Annotated in this window: 19 protein-coding genes; all 19 read right to left on the bottom strand. The window is 36.6% G+C overall.

Annotated elements, in window-relative coordinates; all coding sequences use genetic code 11:
* Positions 1-12: 12 nt before the first annotated feature.
* The 19 genes from ybeY to IJ535_RS05660 all read right to left on the bottom strand — a co-directional run bounded on the left by ybeY (position 13) and on the right by IJ535_RS05660 (position 22,598).
* Entirely contained in the window at positions 13-510 is a 498-nt protein-coding gene (gene ybeY, locus IJ535_RS05750) for an rRNA maturation RNase YbeY (protein ID WP_294300003.1), read from the bottom strand.
* Entirely contained in the window at positions 507-1,538 is a 1,032-nt protein-coding gene (locus IJ535_RS05745; RefSeq protein ID WP_294300001.1) for a hypothetical protein, read from the bottom strand. The genes ybeY and IJ535_RS05745 overlap by 4 nt, the downstream gene beginning before the upstream one ends.
* 161 nt (positions 1,539-1,699) lie before the next feature.
* Positions 1,700-2,683, bottom strand: coding sequence for a PhoH family protein (locus tag IJ535_RS05740; RefSeq protein ID WP_294299997.1), 984 nt, complete (start codon positions 2,681-2,683; stop codon positions 1,700-1,702).
* A gap of 1 nt (position 2,684) precedes the next feature.
* A complete protein-coding gene (locus tag IJ535_RS05735) occupies positions 2,685-3,989 on the bottom strand; it encodes a pyrimidine-nucleoside phosphorylase (protein ID WP_294299994.1) in 1,305 nt (434 codons plus the stop codon).
* A gap of 22 nt (positions 3,990-4,011) precedes the next feature.
* Positions 4,012-4,491 (bottom strand): 23S rRNA (pseudouridine(1915)-N(3))-methyltransferase RlmH, encoded by a 480-nt coding sequence (gene rlmH, locus IJ535_RS05730; RefSeq protein WP_294299991.1) that lies wholly within the window; start codon positions 4,489-4,491, stop codon positions 4,012-4,014.
* A 180-nt stretch (positions 4,492-4,671) separates the two neighbouring features.
* The gene (locus IJ535_RS05725; protein ID WP_294299988.1) at positions 4,672-5,844 is read right to left on the bottom strand and encodes a chitobiase/beta-hexosaminidase C-terminal domain-containing protein; all 1,173 of its coding nucleotides are present in this window, start codon (positions 5,842-5,844) and stop codon (positions 4,672-4,674) included.
* Between the two features lie 3 nt (positions 5,845-5,847).
* Positions 5,848-7,518: a formate--tetrahydrofolate ligase gene (locus IJ535_RS05720; protein WP_294299985.1), complete on the bottom strand. Its 1,671-nt coding sequence runs from the start codon at positions 7,516-7,518 to the stop codon at positions 5,848-5,850.
* A 15-nt stretch (positions 7,519-7,533) separates the two neighbouring features.
* Positions 7,534-10,287, bottom strand: coding sequence for an FtsK/SpoIIIE family DNA translocase (locus IJ535_RS05715; protein WP_294299982.1), 2,754 nt, complete (start codon positions 10,285-10,287; stop codon positions 7,534-7,536).
* A 62-nt stretch (positions 10,288-10,349) separates the two neighbouring features.
* Complete coding sequence (locus tag IJ535_RS05710) at positions 10,350-11,798, bottom strand: glycogen synthase (protein ID WP_294299980.1); 1,449 nt, start codon at positions 11,796-11,798, stop codon at positions 10,350-10,352.
* 25 nt (positions 11,799-11,823) lie between these two features.
* Entirely contained in the window at positions 11,824-12,552 is a 729-nt protein-coding gene (locus tag IJ535_RS05705; RefSeq protein ID WP_294294944.1) for a YebC/PmpR family DNA-binding transcriptional regulator, read from the bottom strand.
* Positions 12,553-12,609: 57 nt separating this feature from the next.
* Positions 12,610-13,491 (bottom strand): hemolysin family protein, encoded by an 882-nt coding sequence (locus IJ535_RS05700; RefSeq protein WP_294299977.1) that lies wholly within the window; start codon positions 13,489-13,491, stop codon positions 12,610-12,612.
* A 110-nt stretch (positions 13,492-13,601) separates the two neighbouring features.
* Positions 13,602-14,378, bottom strand: coding sequence for a hypothetical protein (locus IJ535_RS05695; protein ID WP_294299974.1), 777 nt, complete (start codon positions 14,376-14,378; stop codon positions 13,602-13,604).
* 8 nt (positions 14,379-14,386) lie between these two features.
* Entirely contained in the window at positions 14,387-15,016 is a 630-nt protein-coding gene (locus tag IJ535_RS05690; protein ID WP_294299971.1) for a redox-sensing transcriptional repressor Rex, read from the bottom strand.
* An 80-nt stretch (positions 15,017-15,096) separates the two neighbouring features.
* Positions 15,097-17,007 (bottom strand): ribosomal protection-like ABC-F family protein, encoded by a 1,911-nt coding sequence (abc-f, locus tag IJ535_RS05685; protein ID WP_294299966.1) that lies wholly within the window; start codon positions 17,005-17,007, stop codon positions 15,097-15,099.
* A gap of 61 nt (positions 17,008-17,068) precedes the next feature.
* Positions 17,069-19,150 (bottom strand): polyribonucleotide nucleotidyltransferase, encoded by a 2,082-nt coding sequence (locus IJ535_RS05680; protein ID WP_294299962.1) that lies wholly within the window; start codon positions 19,148-19,150, stop codon positions 17,069-17,071.
* Between the two features lie 167 nt (positions 19,151-19,317).
* A complete protein-coding gene (gene rpsO, locus IJ535_RS05675; protein ID WP_028243780.1) occupies positions 19,318-19,584 on the bottom strand; it encodes a 30S ribosomal protein S15 in 267 nt (88 codons plus the stop codon).
* A 170-nt stretch (positions 19,585-19,754) separates the two neighbouring features.
* Positions 19,755-20,357, bottom strand: a complete 603-nt coding sequence (locus IJ535_RS05670) for a DUF4340 domain-containing protein (RefSeq protein WP_294299959.1) — start codon at positions 20,355-20,357, stop codon at positions 19,755-19,757.
* Between the two features lie 140 nt (positions 20,358-20,497).
* Complete coding sequence (locus IJ535_RS05665) at positions 20,498-21,175, bottom strand: DUF975 family protein (RefSeq protein WP_294299957.1); 678 nt, start codon at positions 21,173-21,175, stop codon at positions 20,498-20,500.
* Positions 21,176-21,323: 148 nt separating this feature from the next.
* Positions 21,324-22,598: an adenylosuccinate synthase gene (locus IJ535_RS05660; RefSeq protein ID WP_294299954.1), complete on the bottom strand. Its 1,275-nt coding sequence runs from the start codon at positions 22,596-22,598 to the stop codon at positions 21,324-21,326.
* Positions 22,599-22,606 lie beyond the last annotated feature (8 nt).

The raw sequence follows: 22,606 nt of genomic DNA, 5'->3' as shown, positions 1-22,606 counted from the left end.
GTCTCCTTTTCGTTAATCTCGAGAAATACCAAGAATATCTAATATCTCTCGTTGTTTTTGTTCCATAACTGAAGCCTCCGCCTCTGTCATATGATCAAACCCAAATAAATGTAACATACTATGGGCTATAAGAAAAGCATATTCCCTTAGAGTAGAATGACCGTATTCTTCAGCTTGTTTATATATTCTTTGAACATTAAGAACTATATCTCCGAGAATAACTTCTCCTGATTCTGGGTTAAATAAATCATCATTTTCTTCTATTTCAGAAAAATCTCCAGCATTTTTATATTCAATCATTGGGAATGAAAGAACATCTGTAGGTGAATCAATCTGTCTAAATTCCTTATTAATTGTCTGGATGCCTTCATCATCTGTGAGGGTAACACTAACCTCTGCTTCAAATGGAAAATTCATGTGATCTATGGCTGTATTTATTACATCCTTAGCGATTTTCTCATGGTCGAAATTAAAATCTGCTTCGCACTCACTTTCAAAATAAATTGTCATGCTAAAATATCCTCGTTTGCTAATATTTCTCTTATAACCAAAAACTGATTCATAGTAAGACCTGAATTATCATAAAAGCCCTTTTGCGATAATTCATTAATAGTCTGATATATTACCATGTTCTGATTCCATGAACTGCTCATAGAATCTGAATCAAAAAGCTCCACCTTTGTAACAACAGAATCAACCATGTGAACTATAGCAGATTCCTTTGTGCTAGGAAGTGAAACAATGCCCCCGTACTCAGATATAATTTGGATTACATCATTTGGAAAGCAATGGTTGTTAGCAATGCGAATAGCATTGTCAATCATAGGTTCACCTTCTATCTTACCCAAGCGATAATAAAATGCGCCACATGCCGCCAGACCTTCGTTGGCATTAATTGCCTTAGCACATTTTCTGGATAAGGCAGATATTCTTTTGGCGTGCTGATATTCAATATAAGAAAATTTACGTATCTCATTGCAAAGGGAAAAATCCGGGTCTAAAAAAGCATCGTATACAATAACCTGTTCCTTTTCAACCATTAAACCTAAAGCTGGAAGGGTACAGATAGTTATAAGGCATGCCAAAAGTCCACTGACAATTCCATATACAAGTATAGATAAGTTTAATTCTATATAGTTAAAATAATAGAAAATCACAGAAACCATTGTATTAATAGCAAATAGCATAATTAAAGCATATAGCTTCTGGATATTCTCCGTTCTTCTAAAGAAGCCTGTTAGCAAATTGCCAAACAGAATCATTGTAATATAGCATAAAACCATATAAATACTGTAATCATAACAAAGAGATGTGATGATTACCAAATAAAGACTAAAAACATTTGAAAGACTGTCATCAAAAACCGCACTTGCAACAATAGGCAAAACAATTAATGGTGCAAAAAAATCCGGAGCAAAAACACTACATGCAATTGTAATAGCCCAATCAATTAATACTACAATTGCAATCTTGCTATAGGAAATATAATTGAATTCCGGTAGCTTATTTTCTAACCTTCTGCGAATTATAAGTAACAAAAATAAGCAGAAAAAACATATGTTGATTCCAATAATACAAAAAAATTTATCAATCAATACAGAAGCCAGTGAACACAATAAGGTGTTTGCAGCTATAAAAATTAACGCAATCAAAATAGCATAAATGGATCTTATTGATGAAAATCTATCTGTTTGTCTCATTATTTTGTCCTTTTTTTGCTTTCAAGTTTTTTGTCATGAATCTCGTAGGCGTTAACAATCTTCTGAACCAAAGGATGTCTTACAACATCCTTTGAATCTAGATTGCAGATTTTAATATCATCAATATTTTTAAGTACACTCATTGCATCATCAAGGCCAGATTTAACTCCAGAAGGTAAATCCTTTTGGGTTTTATCACCTGTAATAACAGCCTTAGAACCAAAACCAATTCTGGTAAGAAACATTTTCATCTGAGCTGGAGTGGTATTTTGAGCCTCGTCTAATATGATAAATGCATTATCAAGGGTGCGACCTCTCATATACGCAAGAGGCGCCACTTCTATAAGGCCCTTTTCCATGTTCCTTTGGAATGCCTCCGCTCCCATAATCTGATACAAAGCATCATATAATGGTCTAAGATATGGATCTACTTTGCTCTGCAAATCTCCTGGTAAGAAACCAAGCTTTTCTCCCGCTTCTATGGCAGGACGTGTAAGAATGATTCTTGATACCTCTTCGTTTTTAAATGCAGTGATTGCCTTAGCCATGGCAAGATAAGTCTTACCTGTTCCAGCTGGCCCAACGCCAAATACAATCATGTTGTTAGTGATTGCATCTACATATTTCTTTTGTCCAAGTGTTTTAGGGGCTACAGGCTTACCTGTAGTTGTATGGCAGATTATCTCGCCCCTAGCCTCTGATACATCATGGTTTTCAATCTTTTCTTGTTCTATAGACATAATATAATTAACATCCTGTGTAGTAATAATATTGCCTTTTTTCGATAGGGATAATAACTCATCCACAACACTTATTCCATGTTTAACATGTTCCTTGTCTCCCACCACCTTGATGGAATCCTCTCTAGGAATAAATGATATGTTCATCCCTTTTTCGATAGCTTTTATGTTTTTATCAAACTGTCCAAATATATTGCCTGTATGCTCTGCAGGAATATTAATATTTAAAGAAAAATCACTCATTTTATTCTACAATGTCAATAATTAACTTCATGTGGTCGCATTTTTCGCTAGAAACCTCAGTAGCACTCTTAATCATTTCGATAGCATGCTTAGCCTTGGCTTCGTCATTTGCATGTACGTAAGCGATAGCTTCGCCCTTCTTAACCTGGTCTCCAACCTTTTTATTAAGGATAATACCAACAGACATATCAATAACATCCTCAAAGGTCTCACGGCCACCTCCAAGTGACATTGATGCAAGACCAAATGTCTCAGCCTTAAGTGCATGAACATATCCATCACATTCAGCTTCAACAGGTATAACATATTTAGCAGGTGCAAATTTGTTTATATCTCTGGCATAAGATGCATCGCCACCTTGCATTTCAATAAATTCCAAGAACTTTTCAAAAGCTTTGCCATTTGCAACAGCTTCTTCCATGAGAGCTCTTGCTTTTTTCTTGTCTGTTTCAATTTCAGAGAAAACTATCATCTGGGAACCAAGCTCATAAACAACTTCCATCAAATCCTCAGGACCGTTGCCCTTTAATGCATTGATGGCTTCTATAACCTCTAGGTTGTTACCAACTGCAAAACCAAGTGGCTCATCCATATTAGTAAGAACAGCAGCAATCTTCTTATTAGCACGCTTTCCAATATCTACCATTGATTTAGCAAGCTCTAATGCTGATTCTTTAGTCTTCATGAAAGCACCGTCACCAACTGTAACATCAAGAACGATGGCATCTGTACCTGCAGCAAGCTTCTTTGACATGATTGAACCAGTAATAAGAGAAATCTCATCAACAGTAGCTGTAACATCACGCAAAGCGTATAGCTTCTTGTCAGCTGGTGCAAGATTCTTCGACTGACCAGTTACTGCAATTTTAATATTATTAACCTGGCTAATAAACTGTTCCTCTGAAAGAGCTCCATTGAACCCTGGGAAAGCCTCAAGCTTATCAATAGTTCCACCTGTGTGTCCAAGTCCTCTACCAGACATCTTAGCAACAGGAACGCCAATTGAAGCAATGATAGGTCCAAGTACAAGTGTAACCTTGTCTCCTACACCACCTGTTGAATGCTTATCAATCTTAACACCATCTATTGATGAAAGATCAAGAATATCCCCTGAATCTCTCATTGCCATTGTTAAATCATAACGCTCTCTAACATCCATCCCCTTAAAGTATATGGCCATCAAAAGTGCAGACATCTGATAATCAGGAATCTCATCATGTGTGTAGCCATTTACGATATGGTAGATTTCCTCTGTTGTTAGAGCCTCCCCCATTTTCTTTTTTTCGATTAAATCATACATTCTCATTAGATATACACCCCTTTTAATACTATTTGTGATATGGCTCGTTATTCATTATTCGCATAGCTCTATATATCTGCTCTAATAGAATTACCCTCATAAGCTGATGCGGAAAAGTCATTTTGGAAAAAGAAATAGAATCATTACAGCGCTTCATAACAGCATCTGATAACCCTAAGGAGCCTCCGATAATAAAGCAAATGGAGCTGTTACCTGTAATCCCAAGATTCTCTATATATTTAGAAAAAGCAACTGAATCCTGCTGCTTTCCTTGAATTGCTAAAGCAATAGTATAATCTCTGTCCTTGATATGCTTTAAGATTCTTTCTCCCTCTTTATCCTTAATAATATTAATCTCATTTTCAGTTGAATTTTCCGAAGTTTTTTCATCGTTTACTTCAACTATCTCGAGAGAACAATATTTAGATAGCCTTTTTGAATACTCTAAAATTGCATCCCTATAAAACTTTTCTTTAATTTTGCCAACACATAGAATTCTTACATTCATGTAATCTATTTTAGCCCATTTATGCAATTTAAACAACCGCTATAAATACAAAAAAGACACGCCTGCGGTGACGTGTCTTTTAAAGGGAGAATAATGTTATGAAAAATGTATCTCTTATTGAGATGATGCTATTGTACTAATTAATTATGTTTAAATAGAGTATTAAATGTGAAATATTTGTTAAATCCATGGTTGGTAAATATAGTTGCCATGATATGTAGGACTAACATTACCATCCTCATCAACAATAACTACAGATAATACGCTTGTACCCTCCAAAATTGGGAATGGGTCAATATATTGTATTCCGTTTTTTGTAGGGCTTGTACCATCCCAGGTGTAAAATGCCTTACACCCCTCTGGCACATCTATTGATATCATAACCTTTTCATTGTATACACCATCAGTTGGTGTTACAACAGGAAGGGCCAGCTTTTTGTAAGCAACTGTATACTCTGCTATAGCAACATCTGAATATTCTCCCGCTTCATTTTGCACAACAGCTTTAACAACAGTGGTTCCTTCTGTTATTGGTATAGGCTTTGAATAAAGCTTGCCTGATGTAGTTGGATTCTTACCGTTTACTGTATAAAATATTTGGTAATCACCATTGGTAGAAAGCTGTAATAAGAAATCCTTATCATACGTGCCAGCCTCATAACTAAATGATGGTGGCATCATAATATATGCACTAATGAGCTCTTTAATTTCATCATTTGTAGCACCCTGAGCCAGTTCATAAATTCTAGCAGTGTCATCTAAAGCGCTAAGTGAATTAAGAAGATATGTATATATTTTTTTATTATCCGGATCAATTATAAGAGCCTGCTCCAAAAATGAGACTGCCTTTTCGTAATCCTTTACCCTGTAATACATTCTTCCCAGTCCATAAATAACCTCATATGAGCTGTCATCTATTGTATAGGCTTCTTCATAATAGCCTAAGGCCTTAGCATACTGAGCGTTGTTTTCTGCATCCACAGCCATATTCATAATATTGTCGTAGGAGTGACTACCCACATAAGGAATAATCATTAATGCTCCTATGATTGCAACAATGATTATAGCTATAAATAGCAGGGTACGAATCTTTTTAGTGAAAACCTTAGGCTCATATTCTGTTGAACTGGTTTTAGGTGCTTCTACTGAAACATTATTTTCAACCTTTTCAATCGGCTTATATACTCCAGTAGCAAACTTGTCATCTTTATTTTTGTTTTTATCTTCTACAACTTTTGATAAAAGTTCTTCTTCTAAAACATTGTAATCAGGCACAAGCTGAATAGACTCCCCGCATTTTGGGCAGTACATTAATCCATTTTCAATTTCAGCTCCACATTTTTTACAATTCATATTTTAGAATAATCCTGTAATAACTCCATCATCAGTTACATCTATATTATTTGCAGCAGGCTGCTTTGGTAAACCCGGCATAGTCATAATGCTGCCTGTTACAGCAACAACAAAGCCTGCACCTGCAGAAGCATATACTTCTCTAACATTTAATGTAAATCCCTCTGGTCTTCCGAGCTTAGTTGCATCATCAGATAAAGAATACTGAGTCTTTGCCATACATGCAGGGAAGTTGCCCATGCCAAGATCTGTAATACGCTTTAGCTCTCTTTCAGCCGCTGGTGAATAAGATACATCCTTGGCTCCATAAATCTCTGTTGCCACCTTAGAAATCTTATCCTTTAATGAAAGGTCATCTTCATATAATGGTTTGAAGTTGCTCTCTTTATTTTCAAGTACGTCAAGAACCTTCTTAGCAAGCTCTACGCCACCTTGACCGCCCTTTTCCCAAACTTCAGAAAGAGCAAATTCACATCCTCTAGATTCGCAAAATTCTTTAACAAAGTTTGTCTCTGCATCAGTATCTGTAATAAATGAATTAAGTGTAACAACTACAGGTACATTATATTTCTGAAGGTTTTCTATATGCTTTTCAAGATTAACAATACCCTTCTTTAATGCATCAAGGTTTTCTGCAGTAAGGTCAGTCTTAGGTACACCACCATTATACTTAAGCGCTCTAATTGTAGCTACTAAAACTACTGCATCAGGCTTAAGTCCTGCCATTCTACATTTAATATCAAAGAATTTCTCAGCGCCAAGGTCAGCTCCAAAGCCAGCCTCTGTAATTGTAATATCAGCAAGCTTCATAGATGCCTTTGTTGCACGAACTGAGTTACAGCCATGGGCAATATTTGCAAATGGTCCACCATGTACAATAGCAGGTGTATGCTCTAATGTCTGAATAAGGTTAGGCTTAAGAGCATCCTTAAGAAGTGCCGCCATAGCACCTGTAGCCTGCAAATCACCAGCAGTAACAGGCTTTCCATCAAAAGTATAAGCAACAATAATCTTGCTTAATCTATCCTTTAAGTCATGCATATCATTGGCAAGACATAAAATCGCCATTATCTCAGAGGCAACTGTAATAACGAAATGATCCTCTCTTACCATACCATCAGCCTTTGCGCCAAGACCAACTACGATATTTCTAAGGACTCTATCATTCATATCAAGGCATCTCTTCCAAACGATTTGTCTAGGGTCGATACCAAGTAAATTACCCTGCTGAATATGATTGTCAAGCATAGCTGCAAGAAGATTGTTTGCAGATGTAATAGCATGAAAATCACCTGTAAAGTGAAGGTTCAAATCCTCCATTGGAACAACCTGTGCGTAACCGCCACCTGCCGCTCCGCCCTTTATACCGAAGCAAGGTCCTAAAGATGGTTCTCTTAAAGCAAGACAAGCCTTTTTACCAAGAACACCCATTGCCTGGCCAAGTCCTACAGATGTAGTAGTTTTACCTTCACCGGCAGGTGTAGGATTGATTGCTGTAACAAGAACAAGCTTACCATCCTTTTTACCCTCTAATTTTGCAAGCAATTCATCGGATAATTTAGCTTTATACTTTCCGTATAACTCTAAATCATCCTCTGTAATATCAAGTAATGCCGCTACATCCTTGATATTAGCCATTTTTGCTTCCTGTGCGATTTGAATGTCTGTCTTCATTTGCATGACTCCCTTTTATTGTGCATTTATTAGTTCTTCAAACTCTGAAATGGACATGCGAATTTCTCTAGGCTTAGTACCCATTTCAGGGCCAACTACCCCAGCCTCTGCCAGCTGATCCATGATTCTAGCTGCTCTGTTAAATCCAATCCTAAAGTTCCTTTGTAAATATCCAATGGAACCCTTTTGGTTTTCTATAACAAGGCGTCCGGCTTCATTAAATAGTTGGTCTCTGGAATTATCCGGTTCCCCAGATATAGACACTGAACCACTGCCTGCCTCAGAGTTTTGAATTTGAGTTTCTATATCAGAATTATATTCTGCTGAATCGTTGTTATTTTTCAAGAAATCAACAACTGCACTAACCTCTTCATCACTAACAAAAGCACCTTGAACACGAATAGGCTTAGAAAGATTTTGTGGAGCATATAACATATCACCATTACCAAGCAAATCCTCTGCACCATTCATATCAAGGATAACTCGCGAATCATTTCCTGATGAAACAGAAAATGCTATACGAGAAGGAACATTAGCCTTAATAAGACCTGTAATTACATTTACAGTAGGCTTTTGTGTTGCAATAATCAAATGAATACCTGCAGCACGGGCAAGCTGCGCAAGTCTAACAATGGAATCCTCAACGTCAGCAGCTGCAACCATCATAAGGTCAGCAACCTCGTCAAGTATAATAACAAGCTGAGACATTCTAACCCTTTTTTCTTCTGGAATAGAATCAGGCAGGGCATCGCTTTCTACCTTTTCATTAAAGCCTTCGATATTACGTACCCCTGCAGCAGCCAAAAGCTCATATCTATCCGTCATTTCCTTTACAGCCCAATGAAGAGCACCAGCAGCCTTCTTGGCATCAGTAATAACTGGAAGAAGAAGGTGTGGAATACCATTGTATACTGAAAGCTCAACCATCTTAGGGTCAACCATTATCATTTTAACCTCATCAGGCTTAGCATGATACAGAATACTCATGATAATGGTGTTAATACAAACTGATTTACCTGAACCTGTAGCACCTGCAATAAGAAGGTGAGGCATCTTTTCAATGTTTCCAACAATAACTGAACCTGAAATATCCTTACCAACGCAAAAGGATATTTTAGATTTAGCATTCTTAAACTCTTTTGAAGCAACCAGCTCTTTAAAGCCAACCATAGATTTTACTTTGTTAGGAACCTCTATACCAATTGCAGATTTACCTGGAATTGGAGCTTCTATTCTAACGTCAGTAACTGCCATGTTCAGCTTAATATCATCTGATAAGTTAACTACCTTAGATACCCTGGTGCCTTCTGCGATTTCAAGCTCATATCTTGTAACTGATGGGCCAAGGGTAACCTCTGTAACGTTAGCCTGAACGCCAAAGTTACCAAGAGTACGCTGAAGCTTGCCAGCCATCTCCTGTAAATATTCCTTAGAATCCCCGCTACCCTTTTTAGCGTCATTTAACAGAGTAAGTGGTGGATATTTATATGGCTTATTAGTTTTCTTTTTGTCGGCCTCAATAGAAGTACGAAGTGACTCTGATGAATTTTCAATCTCTTCTTTAGTAGATGAAGAAGCCTTAGCTCTTCTTACTGGTGCTTCATTTACTACAGCCTCTTCTACAGGCTCTTTTACCGGCTCCTGAACAGGAGGCTCTGGTGGTGTATTAATAACAGGTGCCTGATAAACTATAGGCTCAGGCTCTGCAATAATAGGAGTAGCTACAGCCTGTTGTGACACCACTGCTATATTTTCGTTATTATCAATATCTGAATCAAGATTCTTAAATGAATGAGTACTTCTTGATTTTCTGTCAAACGCCTTTAGCTTATGGCGTTTTGTTTTTGTAACCTCAACATCAGACTCACCCTCAGCAAGGTTAAATTTGATTTCATTAACATCTCCGCCCGCAGTAATATCCGAGTAATCAGGCATAAGTGTTGTGTTGCTGGTGATTCCTGTATGCTTTCTGTCTCTTCTGTTACCTTCAGTTTGATTCATCTGTTGCTGTTCTAAAGCAATATCATCATTTATTTTATTTATAATAGCCTGACGATTATCATTGAATCTGGTTTGATTAGCTTCTCTTTCTAAAAGCTGTCGTTCTCTTCTGGCTCTTCTTTTAGCTGCTGCTCTATCTGCATGATATCTGGAAGATTGCTGAACCTTATCAAAAGCGAAACGCTCTAAAATAATAATTACACATACAATCATTATGATAATATCAATAAGATATGCCCCAAGAAGCCCAAAGCTATCAAAAACAGCAAACACAATAGCACCGCCAATTAAGCCGCCGCCATAATGATGCTCCTTAGCAAAGTAAAAAGCTTCTAAAGGATTAAGAATACTTTGTCCATTAAAAATAAGCTCAACAAAAACACTAATAAATATTAATAGTACAGTGCCTGCTACAACCTTAGCCACTGCAACCTTATTGCCATAGTTAGAAATAATGAAAAATGCAGAAAATGCCACCATGAATGGCAATACAAATTGAATTACACCAAAAACACCAAACAGAAAGTTGGATACTGCATTTCCAACCATTCCGCCAATTCCAAAATTGCTTATGCAAAGTAAAATACACAGTACTAAGGAACCCCAAAGGATAATTTCCTTTGAAGAATCTTCAAAAAATGGATCCTCAAATTCTAATTCTTCAGCCTTAACTCTAGTATTTTTTCTTTTAGTAGTATTCCTTGTTGTGTTTTGGGATTTTTTGCTATTTGATTTTCTTTTAGAATTATTCGTCCCTTTTTGTGCCAAAATATAACCTCTACATTCAAAAGAGAATAGTTAAACTATTCTCTTTTGCTAATATATATTTATCAACCAATTAAATAGTTATAAATATTTTCGTATTTTTCTTTTTGAACAGACCATGAATAGTTCTTGCTCATACCACGCTCAATCATCTTGTTCCACTGAGCTTTTTTCTCAAAATAAATATATTTACTATAGTTAACAGTATTAAGCAACTCATCACCATTATAATTAGCAAATGAGAAACCATCTCCTGTCTTCATATATTCATTATATGCTTCAACTGTATCAGAAAGCCCACCTGTTTCTCTTACAATTGGAACTGTTCCATATCTAAATGATATCAGCTGTGTCAAGCCACATGGCTCGAATCTGGATGGCATCAAAAATGCATCTGCAGCAGCATATAATTTATGAGCCAGATTGTCATCATAGCAAATATTTGCAGAAATCTTCTCAGGGTACTTCCAAGCGTAGTGTCTAAACATATTCTCATATTTAGATTCGCCAGTACCAATAACTACAAGCTGTGTGAAATCGTCAACGATTCCTTCAATACAGTAGTTAATCAAATCAAGACCCTTTTGGTCTGTAAGACGTGAAATCAAACCTATCATATATTTCTTAGAATCTACTTCTAAGCCCAAATCAGCTTGAATTTTAGTCTTGTTAATTTTTTTATTTTTTCTAAAGGTCTTGATATCAAAATTCTTATAGATTTTTTCATCTGTAGCTGGATTGTATAAATCGTTATCTATGCCGTTAACAATGCCCTGCATATCATAGTGACGTGCACGAAGCAAGCCATCTAAGCCTTCGCCGTAATATGGCATTTGAATCTCTTCGCAATATGTAGAAGAAACTGTTGTTATGTAATCTGCATATACAAGTCCGCCCTTAAGCATATTACCGCATTTTTTGTATTCAAGCTTATCTGGTGTGAAAAGATTCATAGATAAACCTGAAATACCAGCTACTGTCTTAGTATCCCACATACCCTGGAACTTAAGATTATGAATAGTCATAACCGACTTCATCCCCCAGAAGAACTGATCTCCTTGGAAATCATTCTTAAGATATACTGGGATAAAACCAGTCTGCCAATCATGGCAGTGAATAAGATTTGGTTGAAAACCAATGAGTGGAAGCATTGAAAGTACAGCCTTATCGAAAAAGATGAACTTTTCAAGATCCCATCTATCCTCTGAATATGGATAAAAGCAATCAAAATAATCGTGATTATCTATAAAGTAAAATGTAACACCATCAAGCTCGTATTCAAAAACACCTACGTATTTAGTACCAACTAATGGTCCCATATTCATATGGAAGCTAGTTAAAAATTTAAAATCCTTTTTGTATTTCTCAGGTATAAATGTATAGTATGGTAAAACAACTCTAACATCGAAGTATTCCTTGGAAAACTCCTTTGGTAAAGCTCCGCAAACGTCTGCCAATCCGCCAGTTTTAACAAATGGTACACATTCGCTTGCCGCAAAAAGTATCTTATTCATCAGTACTCAACCCCTCTTATTTTATTTATTCATTCCAGTTATGATAAACATTCTGCACGTCATCATCTTCATCAAGAAGATCTAAAATCTTATTGATTTTGTAAAGATCCTGCTCGTCAGTAAGTTCAACATAAGTCTGAGGAATCATTGTAACCTCAGCATCAGCCATAGGAATGTTCTCAGCCTCAAGAGCCTCTCTTACAGCAGAAAAATCATCTGGTGCTGTATAAATTTCGAAGCAATCCTCTTCCTCTGAGAAATCCTCAGCTCCTGCATCAAGAGCTATCATCATTAAATCGTCAGCTTCCATAGAGCAATCTTCTTTAGAAATGATAATCTGCCCCTTGTTATCAAACATAAATGATACACAACCAGGTGTGCCAATGCTTCCGCCACCCTTAGTAAATGCATTCCTTACATTAGCTGCTGTACGATTTCTGTTATCTGTAAGGCAATCTACAATAATAGCTGTACCATTTGGGCCATAGCCTTCGTAAGTAACGTTCTCATAGTTAACAGCATCAATGTTACCAGCTGCCTTCTTAATACCATTTTCGATTGTAGCATTAGGTACGTTATTAGACTTAGCCTTTGCGATTACATCGCGAAGCTTAGAATTATTGTTAGGGTCTGGGCCGCCCTCTTTTACTGCGACAGCGATTTCACGACCAATTATTGTAAAAATCTTACCCTTTGCAGCATCATTCTTTTCCTTTTTGTGCTTAATATTAGCAAATTTTGAATGTCCTGACATAAAATTAATACCTCTTTTCTATTGTGAATCTAAAAAATTATATCAAATAACAGTTTTTTATTCAACGTGCCTTTTCTTTCTAACGTAAACTCCGTCAATTACCTTATCTGTCACGTTTTTAATATAAAAAACATAGTTTTCATCCTCTAATGTAAAGGATTTACCATCCTCTGGAATCTTACCATACAAGGAAACCAAATAGCCATTTAAGGTTTCATAATCATTAGAAAACTTGGTTCCAAGCATTTCTTCCACTTCTTCTAAAGTGGTAGAGCCATCCATAAGGTATGAATCTTCTGTTTTAACCTCTATAGAAGCCTCTTCTTCATCATGTTCATCCTCAATATTACCAACTATTTCTTCAAGGATGTCCTCTAAAGAAAGTAATCCTGATACCTGGCCGTATTCATCAACAACAATCACCATGTGCCTTTTTTTAGATTGCATTTTGGCAAATAATGTGTTGATTCCATGTGTCTCTGGAACAAATTCAGCTACAGATAAAAGTTCCTTCAAATCCTTCACTTTTAAATTATCAATATCCTTATCGTAGTACATTAAAATATCCTTAATGTGCAATATACCAATGATATTATCCAGCTCATCAATATATACAGGATATCGACTCATGTTATTTTCATTAATAAAGCTAATAGCTTCTCTTAAGGTGCAATCGCCATTTATAGCAACAATACTCTTTCTATGGGTCATAATATCTTTTGCATCCGTATCAGAAAACTCAAAGATATTTTGAATCATAGCAGCCTCAGAGGCTAGGATATTGCCATCCTCATGACCTTCATTCACCAGTGAAATAACATCTTCTTCTGTTACATTTTCCTGCTTGGATTTGCGGTAAAAAATAATAAGTAGCGCAAATTCAATTAATGCAATAATAATAAAAACAATTAACAAATAGGGATTCGACCCGTCTTCCATAAAAACTCCTTTCTATACATAAATATTACTATAATATGATAACATACCTAAATAAAAAAGACTAAACATAATAGTGTTTAGTCTTTAAAAATTTCGTGAATTTTGGGATTCTAGGATTCTTCTGACGCTGATTCTTCAACAGATTCCTCTACAATTTCTTTAGAAGCTTCCTCGTCAGCCTTTGTTTCTTTTGCAACAGCATCCAAATCTATGTCTTCTAATTCCACATTGGACAAATCCTTATCCTTATCGTCAGCCTTTTCCTTAGCTGGAGCCTCTTTATCATCAATGCTACCAATATAAAACTGACCATTTTGCATATCAAAAAGATTAAGCACCTCCATGCCAAAAACATCATGCATATAGGAATATATTTCTTTATTATTAATCTCTCTATTATGCTTTCTTATAACATTTTTCTTAAGCTTAACCCTAACATCCTTTATCCACTCGGTTATTTCCTCAGCTTCATTGGAATTAGTGCGGAGCTTATCATAGCAATAATCCATAGTGGCAAGCATAAGCTCATGATTTACTTCATCTATTTGATTAGGTATATCTAGAAGCTCGTCCTCGTTACTTGCAATACGTTCTTTGCATTCCTCAAGCAATCTTTTATCATCATCCAGCTTTTTGGAAACCAAATCCGATGTGCCTTCCATATTAGACATCACCGATGCCATGAGATTTTCCTTAACCTTCTTTAAATCCTTAAGTTCCTGCTTAAGCTCTGCCTCACGCTTAATCAAGTCGTTTTCCTTAGATTCAAGCTCTTTTACAGACTCTGGCTTACCGCCCAAAGCAAAAAGCCTATGCCACTTTTGATCCAATATAAGAATTGGAATCTTTATATTAGCTAAAGCATTAGAAAAATCCTTTTCAGACATAAAATCACCTACTTTTTATGCTGTGTAATATTGTAAGAAAGTTGCATTAAACTATCAGAAAGATGTACGTTCTCGATTACTACATCAGGTATATCATCTAAATCAACATGAGCAAAATTCCAGATAGCATGAACACCTAAAGAAACAAGCTTTAAAGCTGTACTCTTAGCGTTTTGCTTAGGTAATGTAAGAGCTGCTATCTCTACATTGTTATTTTTAATAAATTCAGGTAATTCATCAAGCATCTGTACAGGTAAATCCCTTACCATTTTGCCCTTAAGCTCAGGGTTTACATCAAAAAGACCAATTATCTTAAAGCCTACACGTTCAAACTTAACGTATCCTGCTATAGCCTGACCTAAATTACCTGCTCCAATAACTATAACATTATGCGTATCATTAACACCTAATATATTGCCTATCTCATCATGCAAATATGCCACATTATATCCATAACCCTGCTGACCAAAGCCACCAAAGTTGTTAAGGTCCTGTCTAATCTGTGATGCAGTTACATGCATACGTTTGCTTAAATCATTAGATGAAATTCTTTCAACACCGTCGTCCAAAAGCTCACCCAAATATCTATAATATCTAGGTAGTCTTCTGATAACCGCCTGTGATATCTGTTTATCCAAATCTAACGCCTCCTCAGTGAACTGTAATATAATTATAAAATTCAGATAAAACTATGTCAAGATTTTAACAATAGGGCTGACTAGTTCATATTTAACTCTTCCCATTTTTCATATAGATTTTCAAGCTTTCCATCAATATCTGCCTGCTTTGCAGAAAGCTCATTTAGCTTGGCAGAATTAGTCATGTTTTCAGGCTTTACAAACTCTTCTTCCAGCTTAGCCTTTTCTGATTCAAGCTTTTCGATTTCATCTTCTATTTTATTAATCTCGTTTTGAAGCTTGCGCTTTTGAGCTTCAATTCTCTTTTGTTCCTTGTAGTCAAGCTTTGCTGCAGATTCCTCTGAATCACTACTTGAATCTAAAGTAGAATTGCCAGGGCCGTATAACTGCTCTTTTTTTACAATGTAGTCATCATAATTACCAAGATATTTTGTGAAGCCACCATCTGAAAGCTCTAAAATAATATTAGCTGTTCTATTAACAAAATATCTATCGTGACTTACATATAAAAGAGTACCATCATATTCATTTAAAGCATCCTCTAGCTTTTCCTTTGAATCCATATCAAGATGATTCGTTGGCTCATCAAGAATCAGGAAATTGGACTTGGAAAGCATAAGCTTAGCCAAGGAAACACGACCTCGCTCGCCACCTGATAATTCGCTGATTCTTTTAAAAACATCATCTTCAGTAAACATAAATGCAGCCAGAGTATTTCTTACCTTTGTTTCAGTAAGGAAAGGATATGCATCATGTAATTCATCAAATATGGTATTAGATTCAGTTAGCCCCTGCTGTTCCTGGTCATAATATCCAACAGTAACATTAGCACCAAATTTGATTTCTCCTGATTCAAAAGGTGTTAAGCCGTTAATACATTTAAGAATTGTAGTCTTACCTGTACCATTATCTCCAAGGATCGCAATCCTATCCCCTTTATGAACCTCAAATGATAAATCAGTAAAGATATTTTTATCATCATATGATTTAGTTACATGAGAAAATTCTAAAACATCCTTACCGCTTTCTTTTTCTATCTCAAGGGTTAAGCGCATTCCATCTGAATCCTTATCGGGAGCATCCATTATATCCATTTTTTCAAGAAGTTTCTTTCTACTTTCCGCTCTTTTTATGGATTTTTCCCTGTTAAATGATTGTAGCTTTTCTATTACTGCCTTTTGATGCTCGATTTCCTTTTGCTGTTTTTCATAGGATCTTTCGTAGGTAAGCTGAAACAAAGCCTTTTGCTCAGCATAAGAAGAATAGTTTCCTGTGTATACAGCAGTTTTGCCGTAAGATAAATCAACCACATGATCAACAATCTTATCAAGGAAATATCTATCATGCGCAACAATAACAACTGACCCTTTATACGAAGCAAGATAACCTTCAAGCCAAACAATAGAATTTAAATCAAGGTGGTTAATAGGCTCATCAAGAAGTAATAAATCAGGTGATGAAGCAAGTAATCTACCAAGGCTTACACGTGTCTTTTGACCACCTGAAAGCTCGTTCATACTCTTGTTTAAATCATCTCCCTCAAAGCCTAATCCCTTTAGGATACCAATAGCTTCTGAGCGGAAGGTATATCCCCCTTGCAAGTCAAACTGATGCTGTATTTTGTGATAATTATCCATAAATGCAGCCATTTCATCAGTTGGGATATTGCTCATTTTAGCTTCCATTTCTGAAAGCCTTTTTTCCATAGAAAGTAAATCTTCCCTGGCATTTAAAACGGTATCCAAGATGTTAGTGCCATAATGGTCCTCCTGATACTGGGCTAAATATCCAAAGGTAGCATCCTTTTTAAGAGTTACCTCACCCTCATCAGGAGTAAGCTCTCCAATGATTACCTTTAATAAAGTTGATTTGCCGGTACCGTTATTGCCTACTATAGCAACCTTAGAGCCTTCATCTACAGTAAATGTAGCATCCCTTATAATGTTTTCTTCACCAAATGATTTGTATATATGTGATACGTTAAGTAACATAGCTTTCCCTTAAAAAATGCGCCTGACATAAAATGCCAGGCGCAAAATAAATCAAATAATTTTACTGTACATCCTTAATAGAGAAACTGATACGTCCCATCTTGTCCTTGCCAAGGCATACAACCTTAACAGTATCGCCAAGTGTAAGTACATCTTCTACTCTATCAATTCTTTCCTTAGCAATCTTTGAAATGTGAACCATTCCCTCTTTACCAGGGGCAAACTCGATAAATGCACCGAACTCCTTAATGCTTACAACTTTACCTGTAAGAATCTGGCCCTGCTCGAAGTCAGTTGTAATGATTTCAATCATACGCTTAGCTTCATCCATCTTAGCAGCATCTGTACCGCAGATAGAAACATTGCCCTCATCAGTGATGTCAATCTTAACATCACATCTAGCAATGATTTCATTGATTGTCTTACCACGCTGACCAACAACATCACCAATCTTCTCTGGATCAATTGAAAGCTGGATAATCTTAGGTGCATATTCACCAACCTGTGCACGTGGCTCAGCAATAGCCTTGCTCATGCAGTTATCCATGATAAAGAATCTAGCTTCACGACATCTTGCGATTGCGCCCTCAACGATTGGACGAGTAAGACCGTGAATCTTAATATCCATCTGAATTGCTGTGATACCTTCTTTAGTACCTGTAACCTTGAAATCCATATCTCCGAAGAAATCTTCAAGACCCTGGATATCTGTAAGAAGTACGAAATCATCATCTGTATCTCCTGTAACAAGACCACAAGAAATACCAGCAACCATAGCCTTAATTGGAACACCAGCAGCCATAAGTGACATACATGATGCGCATGTTGAAGCCATTGATGTAGAACCGTTAGACTCAAATGTCTCAGATACGGCACGAATAGCGTATGGGAACTCCTCTGCACTAGGAAGTACAGGTAAAAGTGCACGCTCAGCAAGTGCTCCGTGTCCAATTTCACGACGTCCTGGTCCTCGTGATGGCTTTGTCTCACCTACAGAATATGCAGGGAAGTTATAGTGATGCATATATCTCTTCTCAGTAACAAATGGATCAAGTCCATCAATCTTCTGAGCCTCTGATAAAGGTGCAAGAGTTACAACATCGCAAATCTGTGTTTGTCCACGAGTGAACATAGATGAACCATGTACACGTGGTACAATATCAACCTCAGCAGCAAGTGGACGAATCTGAGTGATTTCACGACCATCTGGACGCTTGTGATCCTTAAGAATCATCTTACGTACTGTCTTCTTTTCATACTGATAAATAGCTTCGCCTAAAACTGCAAGCCATTCCTCGTTATCTGCAAATGCCTCTTCAAGACGAGCTGTAATGTTACGGATATTCTCCTCACGAACCTGCTTTTCATCTGTGAATACAGCGCCTTCCATTTCCTCAGGAGTAACAATCTCTTTCATCTTAGCAAAGAGCTCCTCAGGAATAGCGCATGATGTATATTCATGCTTTGGCTTACCACATTCCTTAACCATTTCATCGATAAATGCGATGATTGTCTGGTTAACATCGTGGCACTTGTAAATAGCCTCAATCATCTTGTCCTCAGGGATGATGTTGGCACCAGCCTCAATCATGATAACCTTTTCTCTAGTAGAAGCTACTGTAAGCTTAAGGTCGCCCTTATCCCACTGCTCCTGTGAAGGGTTAACAATAAATTCACCATTAATCATACCCATCTGTGTCATAGCACATGGGCCATCGAAAGGAATATCAGAAATACATGTAGAAATTGCAGCACCAAGCATTGCAACAAGCTCAGGTCTGCACTGTGGATCTACAGACATAACCATATTGTTAAGTGTAACATCGTTACGATAATCCTTTGGGAATAAAGGTCTCATTGGTCTATCAATAACACGTGCTGTAAGGATAGAATTCTCTGATGCCTTTCCCTCTCTCTTATTAAAGCCCCCTGGGATTTTACCAACAGCGTATGTCTTCTCTTCGAACTCAACTGAAAGTGGGAAGAAATCGATACCATCGCGAGGCTTATCAGATGCTGTAGCAGTAGATAATACTGTTGTTTCACCATACTGAATAAATGCTGCGCCATTAGCCTGTGCAGCAACTCTGCCGATATCAACACGAAGTGTTCTACCAGCTAAATCCATTGTAAAAGTCTTCATGGTTTTCTCCTTCAATTATATTATTTAAGCATCAACCCGAAACTACTGAAAACGAAGCGCGGATAACAAACTTCCATATCATCGCTCCTAATTCAGTGGCTTCGGATTTTGCTATAAACCGATTTCATAAGAAAATGAGCGGAGTAATAGTACTCCGCTCCTATAGATTACTTTCTTAAGCCAAGACGCTCAATGATTGAACGATATCTCTCGATATCTGTGTTCTTAAGGTATGCAAGAAGGTTTCTTCTCTTACCAACCATCTTCATCATACCACGACGTGAATGATGATCACCTGGGTTAGCCTTAAGATGCTCTGTAAGCTCAGCGATACGTGCTGAAAGAACAGCAATCTGAACCTCTGGAGAACCTGTGTCACCAGCTGTTCTAGCGTACTCATTGATAATAGCCTGTTTCTTTTCTTTTGTAATCATTTTACTACCTCCTAATTAATATATATGCCGTAACTAAGGTAAAGGTCGGAGTGTCCAAAACCTGAGTTACAGTAAAATTAATACCTGAACTATGATAGCACAGTTTGATTTTATTGTAAACAAAGTAAATAATATCTTTAATTAAGATTTTTCTTTAACCTAAATTTGATTTATTGAACCAAATCTGTAATAGAATAATAATGCAGGCCAGCCAGCTTTCCACTATTAACATATATATTGGAAAAATCATAATTTAAAGCAAAATATACCTGCCCTGTTTTTTCATCAACAGTGCCAAGGGATATATAAGTAGAATAATCGTTAGCATCTTTTATTACATAAACAGGAGAATCCTGATTTAGCCCATAGCTGTCACTTTCCTTATCATCCCCTAAAGCAATAACATTCAAAAATCTTACATCAGTAAGGTAATTTAATATTTTATCAACTCTCTCTTGATTCAGTTCAATAGATGTATCATCAGAATAAATCCACTTATCAGCTTTCCTCTCAAAATTAAGAATTATATCCTTATTGTCTGTCATCTGAAAGCTATATACTTCGTTTTTATCCATTTTGATTACATATTCCCCTTCATCCTCAATTTCACTTGCTTCATCAAGAATTTTGGCAGATTCATGGCTGGATTGAGAGTCCTTAATCATTTTTGCTGGAGATTTGTGGTTAAAGGTGATTAGTAAAAAAACAGCTAACAATCCAATAGCTATCAATAGAATTAACAATTTGTAATATTTTAAAATAAAAGCTTTCATCACTTTCTCCTTAAATACAGCCTTACTTTCCTAATCAGAAATATAAAAATTTAATTCCTAAATTAATAACTCTAATTATAAAAAAGACCTCAATCTTTTATGACTAAGGTCTTTTTTAATTATGTCCATAATTTTTAACACTAATTATTCTTAGATAATTCCTGATATAATGCAGCATTAGTATTTTGCATATAAGGATTAGTCCATAATAATCCCACAATGCCAAGTGTGACTAAAGAAAGAAGCAGCCATCCGATAAATGACAAATCAAGCAAGAATGCACGCCATTTATGTCCATCCATCATCTTTCTAGATTTTGTAATAACCTCTGTAGCAGAAAGCTCTGGATTATCTTTTATAATATATGGAACCATTCTATATGAATAGCTCTTTATTAATCCCGGAATCACAAATAAACAGCACCATAAAGCTAAAAATATATCTCTAAGTAACAATGTAATAAAAGTATGTCCATATCCACTGAAGCCCTCACCTATTGTACCAAGAGTTGCATGCCCTTCTGTCACATTCTTTTTAAAAAATTGATAACCTCCAACCTGAAGTGGATTAAAAATAAAAATTCTAAGCAATAAAGATACAATCATGATGGCAAATAATCCGCCTGCTATAATTTGCAATACCATCGGATCAGCTGCAAGTAAGCTTTCTTGCACATCCTCAGAACCTGTCTGATTTCTTGTTGCAACTGAAGAACCTGCTGTTAATATTGATAGTATAAATGCAACTATAACAGAGTTCCAATAGTTTGCCTTAAATGCCGCCTTACCTCTTGCTTTAATTTCACCAATTGACCACATAACACCCTCCTTTAAATAAATTGACATTCTAGTAATACATGTAGATATTATATCCCTTTTCCTACGCTAAATTTTTATTTTCACATTTTTTTCATCAAATATGAAAAATTTGCAACAAAAAAGCCGTCAAACGACGGCTTTAATCTGTTTATCTATAAATAATGTCTTCTCTTCCAGGACCGTTAGAAACCATTGTAATTGGGAATCCAATTTCCTTCTCAATAAACTCAATGTACTTTCTACAGTTTTCTGGTAAATCTTCGTATTTCTTGATACCTCTAATATCACTCTTCCAACCTGGAAGTGTCTTAAGTACTGGCTTAGCCTTTTCAAGCTTAGATGTAACAGGGAAGTCTGTAGTAACCTCTCCATCAATTTCATAGCCAACACATACAGGAATTTCATCAAGGTATCCAAGAACATCAACTACTGTAAATGCAACATCTGTTGTACCCTGCATTCTACACCCGTACTTAGAAGCAACGCAATCGAACCATCCCATACGACGAGGACGACCTGTTGTGGCGCCAAACTCTCCACCGTCACCACCGCGACGTCTAAGTTCATCAGCCTCATCTCCAAAGATTTCTGAAACAAATGCGCCAGCACCAACAGCAGATGAATATGCCTTACATACAGTAACAACCTGCTTAAGCTCCTGTGCAGGAATGCCAGCACCGATACATCCATAAGGTGCAAGTGTTGATGATGATGTAACCATAGGATAGATACCATGATCAGGATCCTTAAGAGTACCAAGCTGTCCCTCTAAAAGAATAGTCTTGTTCTCTTTGATTGCATTCCATAAGTATGCTGATGTATCACATACATAAGGAGCAATCATATCACGGTATTCATGAAGAGTATTAAGTAATTCCTCTGGTGTAAGAAGTGGCTTGTGATAAAGATGCTCTAAAAGAACGTTCTTCTGGTCACATGTACGAACTACCTTTTCCTTAAGTAAATCTTCATCAAAAAGCTCCTGAACCTGATAACCGATTTTAGCGTACTTATCAGAATAAAATGGTGCAATACCGCTCTTTGTTGAACCGAATGAAGCCTTACCTAATCTCTCTTCTTCATACTGGTCAAAAAGGATATGATATGGCATAACAATCTGAGCTCTATCTGACACAAGTATATGTGGAGCTGGAACCCCTTTCTCCTCTATAGACTTGATTTCCTTAATGAGAACAGGGATGTTAAGTGCAACACCGTTTCCAATAATACTTGTTGTATGATTATAAAAAACTCCTGAAGGTAATGTGTGAAGTGCAAACTTACCATAATTGTTTACGATAGTGTGTCCTGCATTAGCACCACCCTGAAAACGTACGATGATGTCTGCATCAGCTGCCATCATGTCAGTAATCTTACCTTTGCCTTCATCGCCCCAATTGGCGCCTACAACTGCTTTAACCATAACAATCC

Origin of the sequence: Pseudobutyrivibrio sp. (assembly GCF_017471675.1) — a bacterium.
Lineage (GTDB): Bacteria > Bacillota > Clostridia > Lachnospirales > Lachnospiraceae > Pseudobutyrivibrio.
Note: the sequence above shows the minus strand (reverse complement) of the source record. Positions and strands in the feature narration are given on the sequence as shown.